General features: G+C 59.8%; 14 protein-coding genes. 10 read left to right on the top strand and 4 right to left on the bottom strand.

The window, feature by feature from the left end:
* The first annotated feature begins 93 nt into the window (after window positions 1–93).
* From rpoH to I5L03_RS12505, 7 genes are all read left to right on the top strand, one after another.
* On the top strand, window positions 94–996 hold the full coding sequence (rpoH, locus tag I5L03_RS12535) for an RNA polymerase sigma factor RpoH (protein WP_197922298.1): 903 nt from the start codon (window positions 94–96) through the stop codon (window positions 994–996).
* Between the two features lie 82 nt (window positions 997–1,078).
* Window positions 1,079–1,750 carry a monofunctional biosynthetic peptidoglycan transglycosylase gene (gene mtgA / locus I5L03_RS12530; protein ID WP_197922296.1) on the top strand — a complete coding sequence of 224 codons (672 nt, stop codon included), beginning with the start codon at window positions 1,079–1,081 and terminating at the stop codon, window positions 1,748–1,750.
* A gap of 5 nt (window positions 1,751–1,755) precedes the next feature.
* On the top strand, window positions 1,756–2,715 hold the full coding sequence (locus I5L03_RS12525; protein WP_197922295.1) for a cation diffusion facilitator family transporter: 960 nt from the start codon (window positions 1,756–1,758) through the stop codon (window positions 2,713–2,715).
* Window positions 2,712–3,029 carry a hypothetical protein gene (locus I5L03_RS12520; protein WP_197922293.1) on the top strand — a complete coding sequence of 106 codons (318 nt, stop codon included), beginning with the start codon at window positions 2,712–2,714 and terminating at the stop codon, window positions 3,027–3,029. The genes I5L03_RS12525 and I5L03_RS12520 overlap by 4 nt, the downstream gene beginning before the upstream one ends.
* Before the next feature lie 41 nt (window positions 3,030–3,070).
* On the top strand, window positions 3,071–3,643 hold the full coding sequence (locus I5L03_RS12515; protein WP_197922291.1) for a sigma-70 family RNA polymerase sigma factor: 573 nt from the start codon (window positions 3,071–3,073) through the stop codon (window positions 3,641–3,643).
* Window positions 3,640–4,380 carry an anti-sigma factor gene (locus I5L03_RS12510; protein WP_325100198.1) on the top strand — a complete coding sequence of 247 codons (741 nt, stop codon included), beginning with the start codon at window positions 3,640–3,642 and terminating at the stop codon, window positions 4,378–4,380. Before I5L03_RS12515 ends, I5L03_RS12510 begins: the two co-directional genes overlap by 4 nt.
* A gap of 92 nt (window positions 4,381–4,472) precedes the next feature.
* Window positions 4,473–5,018 carry a fasciclin domain-containing protein gene (locus I5L03_RS12505; RefSeq protein ID WP_197922287.1) on the top strand — a complete coding sequence of 182 codons (546 nt, stop codon included), beginning with the start codon at window positions 4,473–4,475 and terminating at the stop codon, window positions 5,016–5,018.
* Window positions 5,019–5,134: 116 nt separating this feature from the next.
* On the opposite strand, the gene I5L03_RS12500 is transcribed toward I5L03_RS12505, so the two are convergent.
* The 4 genes from I5L03_RS12500 to I5L03_RS13490 form a co-directional block, all read right to left on the bottom strand.
* Window positions 5,135–5,389, bottom strand: a complete 255-nt coding sequence (locus tag I5L03_RS12500) for a hypothetical protein (RefSeq protein ID WP_197922286.1) — start codon at window positions 5,387–5,389, stop codon at window positions 5,135–5,137.
* A gap of 17 nt (window positions 5,390–5,406) precedes the next feature.
* The gene (gene clpX / locus I5L03_RS12495) at window positions 5,407–6,678 is read right to left on the bottom strand and encodes an ATP-dependent Clp protease ATP-binding subunit ClpX (RefSeq protein WP_197922285.1); all 1,272 of its coding nucleotides are present in this window, start codon (window positions 6,676–6,678) and stop codon (window positions 5,407–5,409) included.
* Between the two features lie 186 nt (window positions 6,679–6,864).
* Entirely contained in the window at window positions 6,865–7,560 is a 696-nt protein-coding gene (locus tag I5L03_RS12490) for an ATP-dependent Clp protease proteolytic subunit (protein WP_197922284.1), read from the bottom strand.
* Between the two features lie 105 nt (window positions 7,561–7,665).
* Window positions 7,666–9,408: a methyl-accepting chemotaxis protein gene (locus I5L03_RS13490; protein WP_197922283.1), complete on the bottom strand. Its 1,743-nt coding sequence runs from the start codon at window positions 9,406–9,408 to the stop codon at window positions 7,666–7,668.
* A gap of 221 nt (window positions 9,409–9,629) precedes the next feature.
* Here I5L03_RS13490 and I5L03_RS12480 point away from each other — a divergent pair, with 221 nt between their 5' ends.
* The 3 genes from I5L03_RS12480 to I5L03_RS12470 all read left to right on the top strand — a co-directional run bounded on the left by I5L03_RS12480 (window position 9,630) and on the right by I5L03_RS12470 (window position 15,464).
* Complete coding sequence (locus I5L03_RS12480; protein WP_197922282.1) at window positions 9,630–11,720, top strand: TonB-dependent receptor plug domain-containing protein; 2,091 nt, start codon at window positions 9,630–9,632, stop codon at window positions 11,718–11,720.
* A 41-nt stretch (window positions 11,721–11,761) separates the two neighbouring features.
* Window positions 11,762–13,303 (top strand): amidase, encoded by a 1,542-nt coding sequence (locus I5L03_RS12475; RefSeq protein WP_197922281.1) that lies wholly within the window; start codon window positions 11,762–11,764, stop codon window positions 13,301–13,303.
* Between the two features lie 64 nt (window positions 13,304–13,367).
* Entirely contained in the window at window positions 13,368–15,464 is a 2,097-nt protein-coding gene (locus I5L03_RS12470; RefSeq protein ID WP_197922279.1) for a TonB-dependent receptor plug domain-containing protein, read from the top strand.
* The last annotated feature ends 30 nt before the right edge of the window (window positions 15,465–15,494 follow it).

The raw sequence follows: 15,494 nt of genomic DNA, 5'->3' as shown, positions 1-15,494 counted from the left end.
ATATAACGATAAACGCACTCAATGTGGCCGCAAGGTCGGGTGCCCATCAGGGGCTCGTAAGCAGCGGTCGACGCAAGAAAGGTTTGGGACGAAGTGAGTAATAATCGACCGAGCGTGCCAGCGCTCAGTGGTGAGGGAAGCCTCAACCGCTATCTGGCAGAAATCAAGAAATTCCCGGTACTGACGCCCGAGCAGGAATACATGCTCGCCGTGCGTTACAAGGAACATGAAGATCCCGACGCGGCTGCGCAGCTGGTGACGAGCCACCTGCGCCTCGTGGCGAAGATCGCCATGGGCTATCGCGGCTATGGCCTGCCCGTTTCCGACCTGATTTCGGAAGGCAATGTCGGCCTGATGCAGGGCGTGAAGAAGTTTGAGCCGGAACGCGGTTTCCGCCTCGCGACCTATGCCATGTGGTGGATCAAGGCGAGCATTCAGGAATTCATCCTGCGCTCTTGGAGCCTCGTGAAAATGGGGACGACGGCCGCGCAGAAGAAGCTGTTCTTCAACCTGCGCCGGATGAAAAAGCAGTTGGAGGCTTACGAAGACTCCGATCTGCATCCTGATGATGTGGCGAAGATCGCAACCGATCTCGGCGTGCCCGAGCAGGAAGTGATCAATATGAATCGTCGCATGATGATGGGCGGTGACGGATCGCTCAATACGCCCATGCGTAATGGGGAAGAAGGTGCCGGCGAATGGATGGACTGGCTCACCGACGATCGCCCACTTCAGGACACGGTCGTGGCCGACAATGAAGAGGCAGAGGTGCGCCGCGAAATGCTGATCGAAGCGATGGATGCGCTGAACGATCGCGAAAAGCACATCCTGACCGAACGTCGCCTCACAGAAAACCCGCAAACGCTCGAAGAGCTGTCGCAGGTTTACGACGTGTCGCGCGAGCGTATCCGTCAGATCGAAGTGCGCGCTTTTGAAAAGCTGCAAAAGGCGATGCAGCGGATCGCTGGCGAAAGGCTGATGCCTCAGGCTGCGTGATCGCGCTGATTATCGAACAATAGAAGGCCGGGCGGAAACGTCCGGCCTTTTTCTTTTCAGCGCGCGCACTTAAAGAGACTCCATGGCCCTACGCATCCTCGCCATCATCGCCAAGACGGTTCTTATCTTCGTGCTGTTCAGCGTTGTGCTGACGCTGGTGCTGCGCTTCGTGCCGGTCACTTACACCGCGACCATGCTGATGGACGAACGCTCGGTCACCCGCGATTGGGAGCCGCTCAGCCGCATCGACCGGAACATGGTCGCCGCCGTCATCGCGGCAGAGGACAGCAAGTTTTGCGAGCACGACGGTTTCGATGTCGAGGCAATCGAGCAGGCGTTGGAAGAGCGCGCGCGCGGCGAGCGTCAGCGTGGTGCTTCCACCATCAGCCAGCAGACCGCCAAGAACGTCTTCCTGTGGCAGGGAGGCGGCTGGTTTCGCAAAGGGTTCGAGGCCTATTTCACTTTCCTGATCGAGAATTTGTGGACCAAGCGGCGGATCATGGAAGTGTATCTCAATGTCGCGGAAACGGGGCTCGGCACTTACGGCGTCGAAGCCGGATCGCAGCGCTATTTCGGCCATTCCGCCGCGCGGCTTTCTGCCGATGAGGCAAGCCGGATCGCGGCTGTCCTGCCATCACCCAAAACGCGCGAGGCGGTGAACCCGGGCGGCTTTACTGCGCGCTATGGAAATACGATTGAGGCGCGCATCGGCGTTGTAAGGCGTGACGCGCTCGATGCTTGCGTCTACGAATAGGGCGGATGGGCGCAGCACACTCACATACGCATGGTCACGATCATGGGCATGGTCATTCTCATGGCTTGGGCCATGGGCACAGCCATGCGCCTGCCGATTTCGGGCGGGCTTTCGCCATCGGCATCGTGCTCAACACGTTCTTTGTCATTGTCGAGGCGACCTACGGCTTTCTCTCCGGTTCGATGGCTTTGGTAGCGGATGCGGGGCACAATCTTTCGGATGTTCTCGGCCTGATGATCGCCTGGGGTGCAAGCGTGGCTGCCAAGAAACCCGCAACGACGAAATTCACCTACGGGCTCAAAAGCTCAACCATCCTGGCCGCTTTTGCCAACGGAATATTGCTGCTGATAGCGATCGGGGCGATCCTGTTCGAAACGGTGCATCGCCTGATCGATCCGGTTGAGCCGCAAGGCTGGACGATGATTTGGGTCGCAGGCATCGGCATAGTCATCAATACTGCTACCGCGCTGATGTTCATGCGCGGGCGTAAGCACGATCTCAATATTCGCGGCGCTTTCCTGCACATGGCGGCAGACGCACTGGTGAGCGTCGGCGTGGTGATCGCTGGCGCGGCTATCCTGCTGACGGGCTATGTCGTGATTGATCCGCTGGTCAGCCTTTTGATTGTCGCGGTGATCGCCTGGGGCACCTGGGGCCTGCTGAAAGACAGTATTCGCATGGGCCTGCTCGCCGTGCCGGACAGTATCGATTGCGATGGTGTGCGCACCTATCTGGAAGGGCTGGATGGTGTGACCGAAGTGCACGATTTACACATCTGGCCGATGAGCACGACCGAAACCGCGATGACTGCGCATCTCGTCATGCCCGGCGGCCATCCGGGCGATGCCTTCCTCCGCGACATTGCCGAAGAACTCGCGCATCATCATCGCATCGGTCATGCTACCGTTCAGGTTGAGATTGATAGAGACTGCGCCTCTCTGGGCAAAGAAGGGGACTGCGCGTGAAAATTTATATCGTTGGAATAGTGGCCTCATCGCTCGCCGCTTGCGCTTCGCCAGACCATCGGGTCGATGGGAATGGCGATCTGCTGGCTGAGCCCAATGTTCCTCCCTCGCTCAATGAGCGGATCCTGCATGAAGCGCAGGGCGATGGCTGTCTCGTCGCTGGAAATGCCGGACGCAATCGCGACGGCGGGTTCCTGCGCGGCAACAATGTTTGCGAAAGCCTGCGCGAACTCATCGCTCCGCCAGAGCCGCCGCCGGGTATCGAATTGGCTCCGCCACCCGCACTGATGCCTTCACCGGACGATGACCGCTAGGCGATTGACATAGTGCCGTCGGGCTTGCGAATAGCCAACCGATGGATAAGTCCCCTGCCAAACAAGCTCGCGATGCGCTCAGCGCAGATATCGCCGCACTGGCAGGCGGTGAGCACGATGCGCTGCGACGCATATACGAAGCCACTTCGGCGAAACTTTTCGGAATTTGCCTGCGTATCTTGGGCGATGAAAAAGAAGCCGAAGATGCCCTGCAGGATGTCTATATCGATTTATGGAAGCGCGCCGATCGCTTCGACACCTCGCGCGCGAGCCCGATCAGCTGGCTCGCCACGATGGCGCGCAATCGCGCGGTCGATCGGCTGCGGGCTGGCGGCAAAGTGCGCAGCGGTGCGGTATCTGAAGAAGCAGCCTTCGATGTGCCCGACAAGGACATTGCGGCAGACGAAAAGCTGGTGCTCGACGAACGCGATGCGCGCATCCACCATTGCCTGAGCAAGCTCGAGAAAAGGCAACAGAGCGCCATTCGCCGTGCCTTCCTGGGCGGGGCGACCTACGTCCAGCTTGCCGAAAAAGACGATGTGCCATTGAGTACGATCAAATCGCGGGTCCATCGCGGGCTCGCCAAACTGAAAAAGTGTATAGAGAAACCGTGACGACCGAAGCCGCCCCTGACATGACTCCGCGTGAGTTGCTTGCGACCGAATTTGTCCTCGGCTTGCTCGAGGGCGAAGAGCTGCTGCGTGCGCGGGCCATGCTGGCGCGCGATCCTGAGTTCGCGGAAGAGGTGGCGCGGTGGGAAGATCGCTGCGCACCTTTGCTCGATAGCTTCCCCCCGGCAAATCCGCACGAAGAGGTATGGTCGCGCATTTTCTCGGCAACCTCTGGCGATGTCGAAGACCAGTCGGCGCAGATCGTCTCGCTCGCCAAGGCGCGCGATCGCTGGCGGATGATGACGGGGCTGGCGACGGCTGCTGCTGCCGCTCTTGCGGTAGTCGTCATGGTCGGACCTGGTGCCGAAAAGAGCACGCCCATTGCACCTGTCACGGAAGATCAGCCGCTGCTTGCCGCGAATATTCCGATCGGTGACACGCCGCTTCGTCTCGCGCTCACCTATGTGCCGGGCCGCGATGAATTGAGTGTCTCGTCGGCAGGGCTGACCGCGGACGGCGTACACGATCACGAGCTGTGGCTGGTCGATCGGCAGGGAGACCTGCACTCGCTCGGCGTTATCGTCCCGGGAGAAGAAGCGCGCTTCGCCGTGCCGGATGGCCTCGCCGATGAATTCGTCGACGGATCGCAGCTTGTCCTCACGCGTGAGCCGCTTGGCGGAAAGCCTGCCGATGCGGATGCAGGGCCGGTGGTCGCGCAGGGCCAATTCCAGGCCATCTGACCGTTTCTCAAAATAATTTGCGACTTTCTTCAGCGGGCCTTCGTAGCTTGTGCAGCAAGAATGGACGGGACTTGCACACAAGGAGAATACTTATGTTCAAGAATACCGCACGTTTTGCCGCCGCACTGGCCGCTGCTTCCACCCTCGCGCTGGCTGCACCGGTTACCGCACACAATCACAATCATGACAGCCAGCCGAATATCGTTCAGGCCGCTGCTGCCAATGACGATTTCGAAACGCTGGTAGCCGCCGTTCAGGCTGCTGACCTTGCCGGCACACTGTCGGGCGATGGCCCGTTCACCGTGTTCGCGCCGACCGACACTGCATTCAACGCGCTGCCCGCGGGCACTGTCGACACGCTGCTGCAGCCGGCCAACAGGGGCGCGCTCACCAATGTGCTGACTTACCATGTGGTCGCCGGCCGCGTGACATCTGACGACCTTATCCACCTGATCCGCGATGGCGATGGCCATGCCCGCATCGAGACGCTTTCGGGCGATACGCTGGTCGCGCGCCTCAACAATGGCAACATCGTGCTGACCGACAATGCCGATCGCCAGGTGCTGGTCACCAATGCCGATATCGGCACGTCGAACGGCGTGATCCACGTGCTCGATCGCGTGCTGCTGCCGGGCTGATCACCCCAGATTTGAGTGCCGCGTTCCCCCCTCTGCGCGGCGCCGCGCTGACCCCGTCTGGCTCAGAAGCCGGGCGGGGTTTTGTGTTTCCGGTAAAGGGACGCGGTCGGGAAAGATTACGGCGCGTTGATCACAACGACGCCGACGAACACTGCGAGCACGAGTACCACCGCCATTACCGCAAGAAGCGCGAGTGTGAAAAACGTACCGGCGCCGTCATCGGCCACAAAAACGCTCGCCAGAAAGGCAATCAAGCCGATCGCCATCGCGACGAGCGGACCCAAGGTGAGTGCAGCAATCAGGGCCGAGCCGCAGCCCGCAGACATCCCGATGCTGAAGCGCTTTAGCCGGACTTTGCCGCTGGCAACCATCTGGAGTCAGTCGCCCTTCAGGCGGCCTCTTCCTTCTTGCTGTTCTTGCCTTCGACAACGCGCACAGGCTCTTTCTTGCCGAGTACGACATCGCCATCGACCACGACTTCGGTCACGCCATCCATCGAGGGCAGGTCGAACATCGTGTCGAGCAGGATCGCTTCAACGATCGAACGCAGGCCGCGCGCACCGGTTTTGCGGGCAATCGCCTTCTTGGCGATTTCGCGCAGTGCGTCGTCGGTGAAAGTCAGCTCTACATCTTCGAGTTCGAAGAGCTTGGCATATTGCTTCACCAGCGCGTTCTTCGGTTCTTGCAGAATGGTGACAAGCGCGTCTTCATCCAGATCGTGCAGCGTCGCGATCACCGGCAGGCGGCCGACGAATTCGGGGATCAGGCCGAATTTCAGCAGGTCTTCCGGCTCACACTTTTCTAGAAGCTCGCCGATCTTGCGCTTGTCCGGCTCGGCAACATTTGCGCCAAAACCGATCGAGCGTTTTTGCATCCGGTCGCCAATGATCTTGTCGAGGCCGGCGAATGCACCGCCCACCACGAACAGGATATTGGTGGTGTCTACCTGCAGGAATTCCTGCTGCGGATGCTTGCGACCGCCCTGCGGCGGAACGCTGGCGGTGGTGCCTTCCATCAACTTAAGCAGCGCCTGCTGCACGCCTTCGCCCGACACGTCGCGGGTGATGGAGGGGTTTTCCGCCTTGCGCGTGATCTTGTCGATCTCGTCGATATAGACGATGCCTTGCTGTGCCTTTTCGACATTATAGTCGGAGGACTGGAGCAGTTTCAGGATGATGTTCTCGACGTCCTCACCCACATAACCGGCTTCGGTCAGCGTGGTGGCATCGGCCATGGTGAAAGGCACATCGAACGTCCGCGCCAGCGTCTGGGCGAGCAGCGTCTTGCCGCTGCCGGTCGGGCCGACGAGCAGGATGTTCGACTTTGCAAGTTCGACTTCATCGCCGCCTTTGCCCGAATGGGCGAGGCGTTTGTAATGGTTGTGAACCGCGACCGAGAGCACGCGCTTCGCGCGGTCCTGCCCGATCACATAATCGTTCAGCGTGGCGCAGATTTCATGCGGAGTGGCGATTTCGCCATCCTTCTTGCCGCCGAGGCCGCTTTTCGCTTCTTCACGAATGATGTCGTTGCACAGCTCCACGCATTCATCGCAGATGAATACGGTGGGCCCGGCAATGAGCTTGCGCACTTCATGCTGCGACTTGCCGCAGAAGCTGCAGTAAAGGGTGCTCTTGCTATCGGATCCGCTCAACTTGGTCATAATCCTTCAATCCTGTCCGCCCCGGCCGGGAATCGACGCGTGGCGGGACTCGACTGCCCATCCTAGGGCACCGAGATTCAATATCAATCATTGCAACACTTAACATCCCCGCCTTGCTCCAGACTGAAGAGGCAGGGTTGCCAAAATGCTACAATGTGGTTTCCCCGGTTACCGGGAGGCTGCGAATTACTCGCTATCCTTGGTCGGCGCGCCGCCTGTGCCCTGCACATCGCCCGCTTCATCATCCTTCGGACGGTGAGCGAAAACAGCGTCGACGAGGCCGAATTTCTTTGCTTCGTCAGCTTCAAGGAACGTGTCGCGGTCCATTGCCTTTTCGATGTCTTCAAGGCTCTGGCCAGTGTACTGGACATAAAGGTCGTTCATCCGCGCTTTGATGCGCAGGATTTCCTTCGCCTGAATTTCGATGTCCGACGCCATGCCGCGTGCACCGCCCGACGGCTGGTGGATCATGATGCGGGCATTGGGGAGCGCCACGCGCATGCCGGGCTCACCTGCCGCGAGCAGGAAGGATCCCATTGACGCCGCCTGACCGATGCACACGGTGCGAACCTTCGGCTTGATGTAAGCCATGGTGTCGTGGATCGCCATGCCGGCCGTCACCACGCCGCCGGGCGAGTTGATGTACATGGAGATATCGTTGGAGTTCTCGGACTCGAGGAATAGCAGCTGCGCCACGATCAGCGAGGCCATATTGTCCTCGACCTGGCCAGTGACAAAGACAATGCGTTCGCGCAGCAGGCGGCTGAAAATATCGAAGCTACGCTCGCCCCGGCTGGTCGATTCCACGACAACGGGCACAAGCGCGCCGGTCAGCGGATCGGTGGTGAATTGGTCTTTATTGTCATTGAACAGGTCGAGCATCACTATTCCTTGTCACTTTGATTGACCGCCTATTTCGGTTGCGGTTTGCCAATGTGCAAGGGGGTTAACCCTGGTCTGTCGATAAAGCCTTCAAAAAGCCACAAATCAGGCCGCGCGGACATGCTGCAGGAATTCCGCAACCTGCTGGCGCAGGCGTTCCGACTGCTTGATAAGATGGCCAGAACTGTCGCGCAATTGCGAAGCTGTGCCGCCGGTCGATACCGCCAGCTCGCTCACTTCGCGGAAGGAACTGCTGACGATTTCGGTATTGCGCGCCGCCATATCGATACTCCGAGCCAGATCCTGTCCGGCAACAGCCTGCTGATCCACGGCAGAGGCAATCATGGTGGAGGCCGATTGTAGCTGCATCACTTCGTTCGCGATGGTGGTGAGGGCCGACGCGCTCTTGCCAGTCGAGTCCTGCACAAGCTGGATCAGCGCCTCGGCTTCGGCGGTGGCGCGCGAGGTCTGCGCAGCCAGTTCCTTCACTTCGGCAGCGACAACGGCGAAGCCCCGGCCCGCATCGGAACCACGCGCGGCTTCGATCGAGGCGTTGAGAGCCAACAGGTTGGTGCGTTGGGCAATACCGGCGATCACTTCCACGATCTGGCTGATCTTGCCGGCGGAATCGGTCATATCGCCAATCGTGGAGTCGGCGTCGGTCGCGGCGCTTGCGGCACGCTGGGCGCGGTCCGAGCTGGTGGCGGCCTGCTTGCTGACTTCGGTGATGGAGAGCACGAATTCGTCCGTCGCAGCGGCAGCGCCTGTCATGCCGGACGATACCTCCTGCAGATTGGTGTCCGCAGTCACCACGCGGTCGGACGAATTCTCGACATTCTTTGCCAGCTCGTCTGCCGCATTGTGCAATTGCGCAGAGGCAGCGGCGACTTCGCTCGCCACATCGGCAATGGTCTTTTCGAACTTGTCGGCCAGCGATTGGACGAAGGCGATGCGCTCTTCACGGTCCTGCTCGCGCTGTTCTTCATCGCTGCGCTGTTCTTCCAGCTCGCGCGCCGCTGTCAGCTCGGCTTCCTGTTGCACTGCGCGCAGAACGCCCAGCGCCTTTGCCAGCGAGCCGATTTCATCGGTGCGGTTTTGGCCCGGGATGGTGACTTCAGTGTCTCCGGAGGCAATCTGCTGACTGGTGTCGCTCATGTCCACGATAGGATTGACAATCTGGCGAGCGACAAGGCGCTTTCCGAATATGACCAATGCGATAGCGAAGATGGCAGCAAATCCCAAAGCGTACATCAAGGTCTCAATAACGGTGTGCCCTTCAGCGGAAAATTCTTCGGCACGAATGGCGGCATCGTCATTAATTTGGTTCAGCTCGGCGAGTACTTGATCCATCGCGTCGTAGCGCGGACCAAGATAGGTCTCCTGCGCCACAGTTTCTTGCGGCGTGTTGGCCACCTCTGTCATGATGACCGGGATATTGGCAACACCGCTACGCAGGGCCTCTACCCGTGCAGCAATCTCTGGATCGACAGCCTCAGCGGCATCATGCAATTCGCTATGCAGATCGATCGCAGTCTCACCGTGTTCGATAGCCTCACTGATGAGTTCGCCCTCGTAGCCGCGCGCACGATAAGCTCCCATATCGTCTTTTGCTTGCGTGATTTCCCGCGAGAGCTCGCCGGAAACGAATGCGACGCGCGTTATCGCCGATAGCGTATCTGCGCGCTGATCGAGGCGATAGATAGAAATCAGGGTGAAGGCTGACAGGAGAACTGCGAGCACAGCGAACAGGTTGAAGACATTGCCCACCTGTCGCACCAGCGATCCGCGTTGCAGCCACGCACTGAAGCCATTTGGCTTGCCGCCGGCCACTTGCTGCACTTCACTCACGCCAATTCTCCAAGAATTACTGTTTCTGCGCTCATTGCGCGAAAGTCAGCGTCTGCGATTAAGGCGAACAGGGTTAAATTACCGTTAGCGAACAACGCCTCATCGTAAGGAAATGCGCCGGTCGGGCGGAAAATGTCGCTGGTCGATGAACACGCCAGATCGTCAGCGCTGTGCTTCTAAGAGGCTTCCGATTACAAGTGTGGTTGATGAGGGGAATGGTGTTGAAGCAGCTTTTGTCAGGGGCAGCTGTGCTCGCGATTCTGGCGGTGGCGCAACCTGCCATGGCGCAGGCGGGCAGCGGGGATGTGGTGCTGGAGCCAGCACCCGACCCCATCGAAGCCGCTGACGGAGCGCGCGTTTACACCCCCGCCGATTTCGAGCGCTTCGCACCGCGCAATGCGCTCGATATGCTGAGCCAGGTTCCCGGCTTTACCCTGCGCGGAGAAGACGGGCAGCGCGGCTTCGGGCAGGCAAGCGCAAATGTGCTCATTAATGGCGAGCGGATCACGAACAAGTCCGATGGCGTTTTCACGCAGCTGCAACGCATCGCGACTGACCGGGTGGTCCGCATCGAAATTGTCGAAGGGGCGAGCCTCGGCATTGCCGGCTTGTCCGGGCAGGTGGCCAATGTCATCACCCGGCCAAGCGATATTTCCGGCCGCTTCACCTATCGCGCCAGCGCGCGGCCCCGCTATGCCGAGCCGAGCTTTATCGGGGGCGAGGTATCGCTTAGCGGATCGGGAGATACACTCGACTGGACGGTGGCGCTCGGCAATGGGGTCGGCCGCGGTGGTGCTGGCGGAGGCGAGTCCTTCATTTTCGATCCCGACGGAAATGTGCTCGAGACACGCGACGTGCGCCAGCAATTCGTCGGGGATTTTCCGCGCCTTTCGGGAAACATCACCTGGCGCGCTGGGGGCGACACGGTCGTCAATGCGAATGCCGCCTATGGCCGCGTCTATAGCAGTTTTCGCGACGACCAGTTTCGCGACCTGACAATTGGCGTGGATCGCACGCGCAACTTCATCAATGTCAGCCGCGGGTACAATTACCAGCTCGGCGCCGATGTCGAATTTGACTTGATGGGCGGGCGGCTCAAACTGATCGCGCTCGAGCAATTCTCGGAAAGCCGCAATACGTCTGACAGCGTGCTCGTTTTCATCGACGACAGTCCGGACACGGGCAGCCGTTTCGCGTCTGTCAGCGATAGCGGAGAGCGGATCGGTCGCGCGGAATATAGCTGGTCCATGCTCGGCGGCGATTGGCAATGGGATGTGGAAGCCGCTTTCAATCGGCTCGACAGCACAAGGCAGCTTTTCGGCCTTGAGCCCAGCGGCGAACTTATCGAGATCGCTTTTCCCAATGGCAGCGGCGGCGTCACCGAAGATCGCTATGAAAGCATCCTGACGCAAAGCCGATCGCTGGCCGATAATCTTTCCCTACAAATCGGCGGAGGCGGCGAATATTCGACTATTTCGCAGACCGGCGAGACGGGTCTCACCCGCAGTTTTTTCCGTCCGAAAGGCTCGGTCAATCTGGCGTGGCAGGTCGAAGAAGGCTTCGACATTTCGCTCGAACTCGCGCGGCGTGTCGGGCAACTGAGCTTCGGCGATTTCCTTGCCAGCGTCTCGCTCAATCAGGACCAGCAGAATGCCGGGAATGTCGAACTTGTCCCGCAGCAGAGCTGGGAGCTGGAATTGCAGGCTGCGAAGAGCCTGGGCGAATGGGGCAGTACCGAAATCGAATTTTATATCCGCGAGATCGAGGATTTCATCGAATTGATCCCGGTCGAAGGCGGTCTGGAAACGCGCGGCAATATCGATAGCGCCAGTGTATGGGGCATTCGCTGGAACAGCACTTTCCAGCTCGAACCGATCGGTTTCAACGGCGCGCAGCTTGACCTGACCTTGGATTTTGACCGCACCAGCCTGGTCGATCCGCTGACGGGCGAAGAGCGCCGCTGGAGCGGCAATCGCAATCACGAGATCGAAGCGACGCTGCGTCACGATATTCCCGGATCAAACTTCGCGTGGGGCATGGGCTTCGAATACAACAATGCGCTGCCGAACTATCGGCTGGGCGAAGTGTCGCTGAATTACGAAGGGCCGACTTACACCTTCGCCTTTATCGAGCATAAAGATGTGTTCGGCATGACAGCCAATCTGACGGTGTTCAACCTGACCGATGGCCGCGCAGTGCAGGACCGCCTCGTTTTCGACGGCTATCGTGATCGCTCCCCCCTGCTGTTCCGCGAAACGCAGGATTTGAGCGTGCAGCCGATCTTCAACTTCCGCCTCAGCGGGGAGTTTTAGAGGTATTGTCATAACTGACAGTGGCGCTCAGAAGGAGCGTCATGAAAATTGCCATATCCCTTTTGATCGCTGCGAGTTCGCTTTCGCTTCCCTCCATCGCCGATGCGCAGCAAGCAGATAGGGGAGGCGGCTTCGTCGTTGTGCGCGAAGCTTCTGACGAAATGGGAAATGCCGCCGCGGCCCAATCTCGTCGTATCGAGCAGCTTGATAATGCCGGCCCGGAGCTGAATGCGGTCATCGCTCACCTGCCGCCTGAAGCTGCGCGACAAGTCGCAATTGCGGTGCGCGGCACTGCCCTCGACGGTCGCACTGTGCTGGTGAAAGACAATATCGAGACGCGCGAATTTCCCACGACGGCTGGCTCGCAAGCGCTCGCGGAGAATGATACCGGTCGCGATGCGCCGCTGATCGAGCGCCTGCGCCAGAATGGCGGTGTGGTGCTCGGCAAGACGAATCTGTCCGAATGGGCGAATTTCCGTTCGACCGGCTCAAGCAGCGGCTGGAGCGCGGTGGGCGGTATTACGCGCAATCCGCATGCGATTGATCGCAATTCTTGCGGCTCGTCCTCGGGCAGCGGCGCGGCGGTTGCGGCAGGTCTCAGTTGGGGAGCCATCGGGACGGAGACCAACGGCTCGATCACCTGTCCTGCCAGCATGAATGGCGTGGTGGGACTTAAGCCCACCGTCGGCCTGGTCAGCCAGGCGCATATCGTGCCGATCAGCCACACGCAGGACACCGCCGGGCCGATGACGCGCAGCGTTTATGACGCGGCATTGCTGCTCAGCGCCATCGCCGGGCCGGACTATGGGGAAATCGGCGAGGGCGACCTGCTGTTCGATTTCACTGCCGGGCTGGAGACCGCTTCGCTCGATGGCGTGCGCATCGGCGTCATCCGAAATCGCTCGGGCGGCTTTGCACCGCTGGAGGCGATTTACGAGCAGGCGCTTGCCGATTTGGAGGCGCAGGGCGCTGTGCTGGTCGATATCGATTATGATGCGAACAACGCAATGGGCGGGGCGAGTTTTACCGTGCTGCTTTATGAGTTCCGCGAAGGGATCGATGCCTATCTGCAATCCTCGCCCGCCGATATTCCGGTGCGCAGCCTGGAAGAGCTGATCACTTTCAACGAAGCCAATGCCGATGCTGAAATGCGCTGGTTCGATCAGGACCTGTTCCACATGGCGCTCGGCACCACCGACCGCGCCGAATATGAAGAAGCGCGCGCCACCGCGCTTCGCCTTGCCGGACCGGAAGGTCTCGACCGGATGCTGGCGGAAAACGATGTCGCCTTTGTCGTTGCCCCCACACGCGGACCGGCGTGGGTGACAGACCTTGTAAATGGCGACAACTATCGCGGCAGCGTCGGCGCGGGCTCGCTGGCCGCGATTGCCGGATATCCGCATCTGACCGTCCCGATGGGTCATATCGAAGGCCTGCCCGTCGGCATATCCTTCATGGGCGCGGCGTGGGATGACCATGCGATCCTTCAGGCTGGGGCCGCCTATGAGCGTTCGCGCACAGCGGAATTGGCCGTTCCGGATATGGAGCGCTGGGAACCAAGCCCCTTGCCAAACACTGACTGACCAAGCCATGGCGCGCCCGCGCAACCATTCGCGCGCCTGATAACGATCTGGGAACAGGATTTTCGTGACTTCACGTTTTGCGCACTGCGGATTGCTGGCGCTTGCCACGGCACTCGTCTGTCAGTCGGCACCTGCGTTTGCGCAGGACGGTGGTGAGGCTGCTGAAGAGATCCAGAGCGGCTCCGCTGGCGAAGTTCGTGAGACTTACGCGCCCGAGGACTTCGCCCGTTTTGCTCCGCGCAATGCCCTCGATATCATCGAGCAGTTGCCTGGCTTCAATGTTGATCGCGGTGGAGGCGGTGGAGGTCGCGGCTTTGGCCAGGCTTCGGAAAATCTGCTGATCAATGGCGAGCGGATTTCCAGCAAATCCACCAGCACCTCAGATCAGCTCGCGCGTATTTCTGTCGATCAGGTGGTGCGCATCGAAATTGTCGATGGCGCGACGCTGGATATTCCCGGTCTATCGGGGCGCGTCGCCAATATCATCGTACGGCAGGGCGGGGCGGCCGGACAGTTTCGCTGGCGGCCTGAATGGAATTTCGGCAATGCTCCTGCGCAATGGTTCGAAGGCGAAGTGTCGCTGACCGGCCAACTTGGCGGCGTGGATTATACAATCGCATTGGAAAACCGCGATTTCGCGCGTGGGCGGATTGGCCCGTCCTTCATCACACTCGCCGATGGAACGATAGACGAGCGGCTCAACACATCGACCAATCTGTTCAACCGACCCAATCTCAACGCCTTCCTGTCTTTCGATGTCGCGCCAGATGTGGCGGTCAATCTGAACCTCAGCGGTGGCATCGAGATCTTCGATGCGGATGAGGCGGAAGAGCGGGTCGCCAACACCACGCTCGAGCCTTTCCTGGAGACATTCAACACCGACAGCGACGAATGGTATTACGAGCTGGGCGGTGACATCACTTTCCCGCTTTTCGGCGGCGAGATGAAGCTCATCGCGCTTGAAAGCTTTGATTACCGTGATCGCACGTCGAGCTCGCTGCTCGACACGGCTGGGCTGCCGCTCAGCGGCTCGCAATTCGTCCGCGTGGCAGAAGAGGGCGAGCGGATCGGACGGGCCGAATATAGTTGGAGCTTGCTCGGTGCCGATTGGCAGCTGTCGGGCGAAGCCGCGTTCAATCGGCTCGACCAGGTCGGCGAGCTCTTCGCCTTCGACCCAGTCAGCGCGGAATACGTCGAAGTCGATTTCGACGGGGGCGTGGGCGGCGTGCGGGAAGATCGCTACGAAGCCTTGCTGAGCATCGGTTTCCCGATCACCGACAACCTCACCGTCCAGCTGATCGGGGGCGGTGAATATTCCCAGCTTTCACAAACGGGCGACAATTCGCGCACCCGTTCTTTCCAGCGGCCAAAGGGATCGCTGGCACTGGCATGGACGCCGACCGATGGGCTCGACCTCAATCTTGAGATCGCGCGCCGCGTGGGCCAGCTTGATTTCGGGGATTTCCTCGCCAGCGTCGATCTGTCGGAAGAGCAGGAGAACGCTGGGAATGCCGAACTGCGTCCGCAGCAGAGTTGGGAAATCGAGCTGGAGATTGCCAAGAATTTCGGCGAATGGGGCTCCGCGACGCTAACCCTGTTCGATCAGGAAATCGAGGACCTGCTGATCATCGTGCCTGTTGCGGGCGGCGGTGAAGCACGCGGAAATCTGGAAAGCGCAAGCAGGCGGGGCTTTCGGTTTGTCGGCACATTACAGCTAGCGCCGATCGGACTGGAAGGCGGACAGCTGGACGTCGATGTGCAATGGGAAGAGTCGGAACTGATTGATCCCGTCACCAATACCGCCCGGCGGTTCGACCGTTTTCGTCCCTTCGAAATGCGGGTCGATTTTCGCCACGACATCCCGGGGACAGACTGGGCCTATGGCGGCTCTTTCGAAGAGGTGGACCCCGCACCAAGCTTTCGTGTGACGCAGGAAATCCTTGAATTCGGGCCACTTCGACAGGCCGCAATTTTCGTCGAGTATAAGGACCTGTTCGGGATGACCGCCAATGTGCGGCTGGCAGACTTGCTCGACAATGAAGATTTCCTGCGCCGGACGGTGTTCGACGGACCGCGCAATACAGCCCCGATCCTCTTCACAGAAGAGCGCCGCCGAGATCTGGGACAGCGCATTACGCTTACACTGACGGGCAGCTTCTAAGCAGCCAATGCACGGCAAAGAAAAAGCCCT

The sequence above is a fragment of the Aurantiacibacter sediminis genome (assembly GCF_016019885.1).
In the GTDB taxonomy this organism is placed as follows: domain Bacteria; phylum Pseudomonadota; class Alphaproteobacteria; order Sphingomonadales; family Sphingomonadaceae; genus Alteraurantiacibacter; species Alteraurantiacibacter sediminis.
This window is presented reverse-complemented; position numbering and strand designations above follow the sequence as displayed.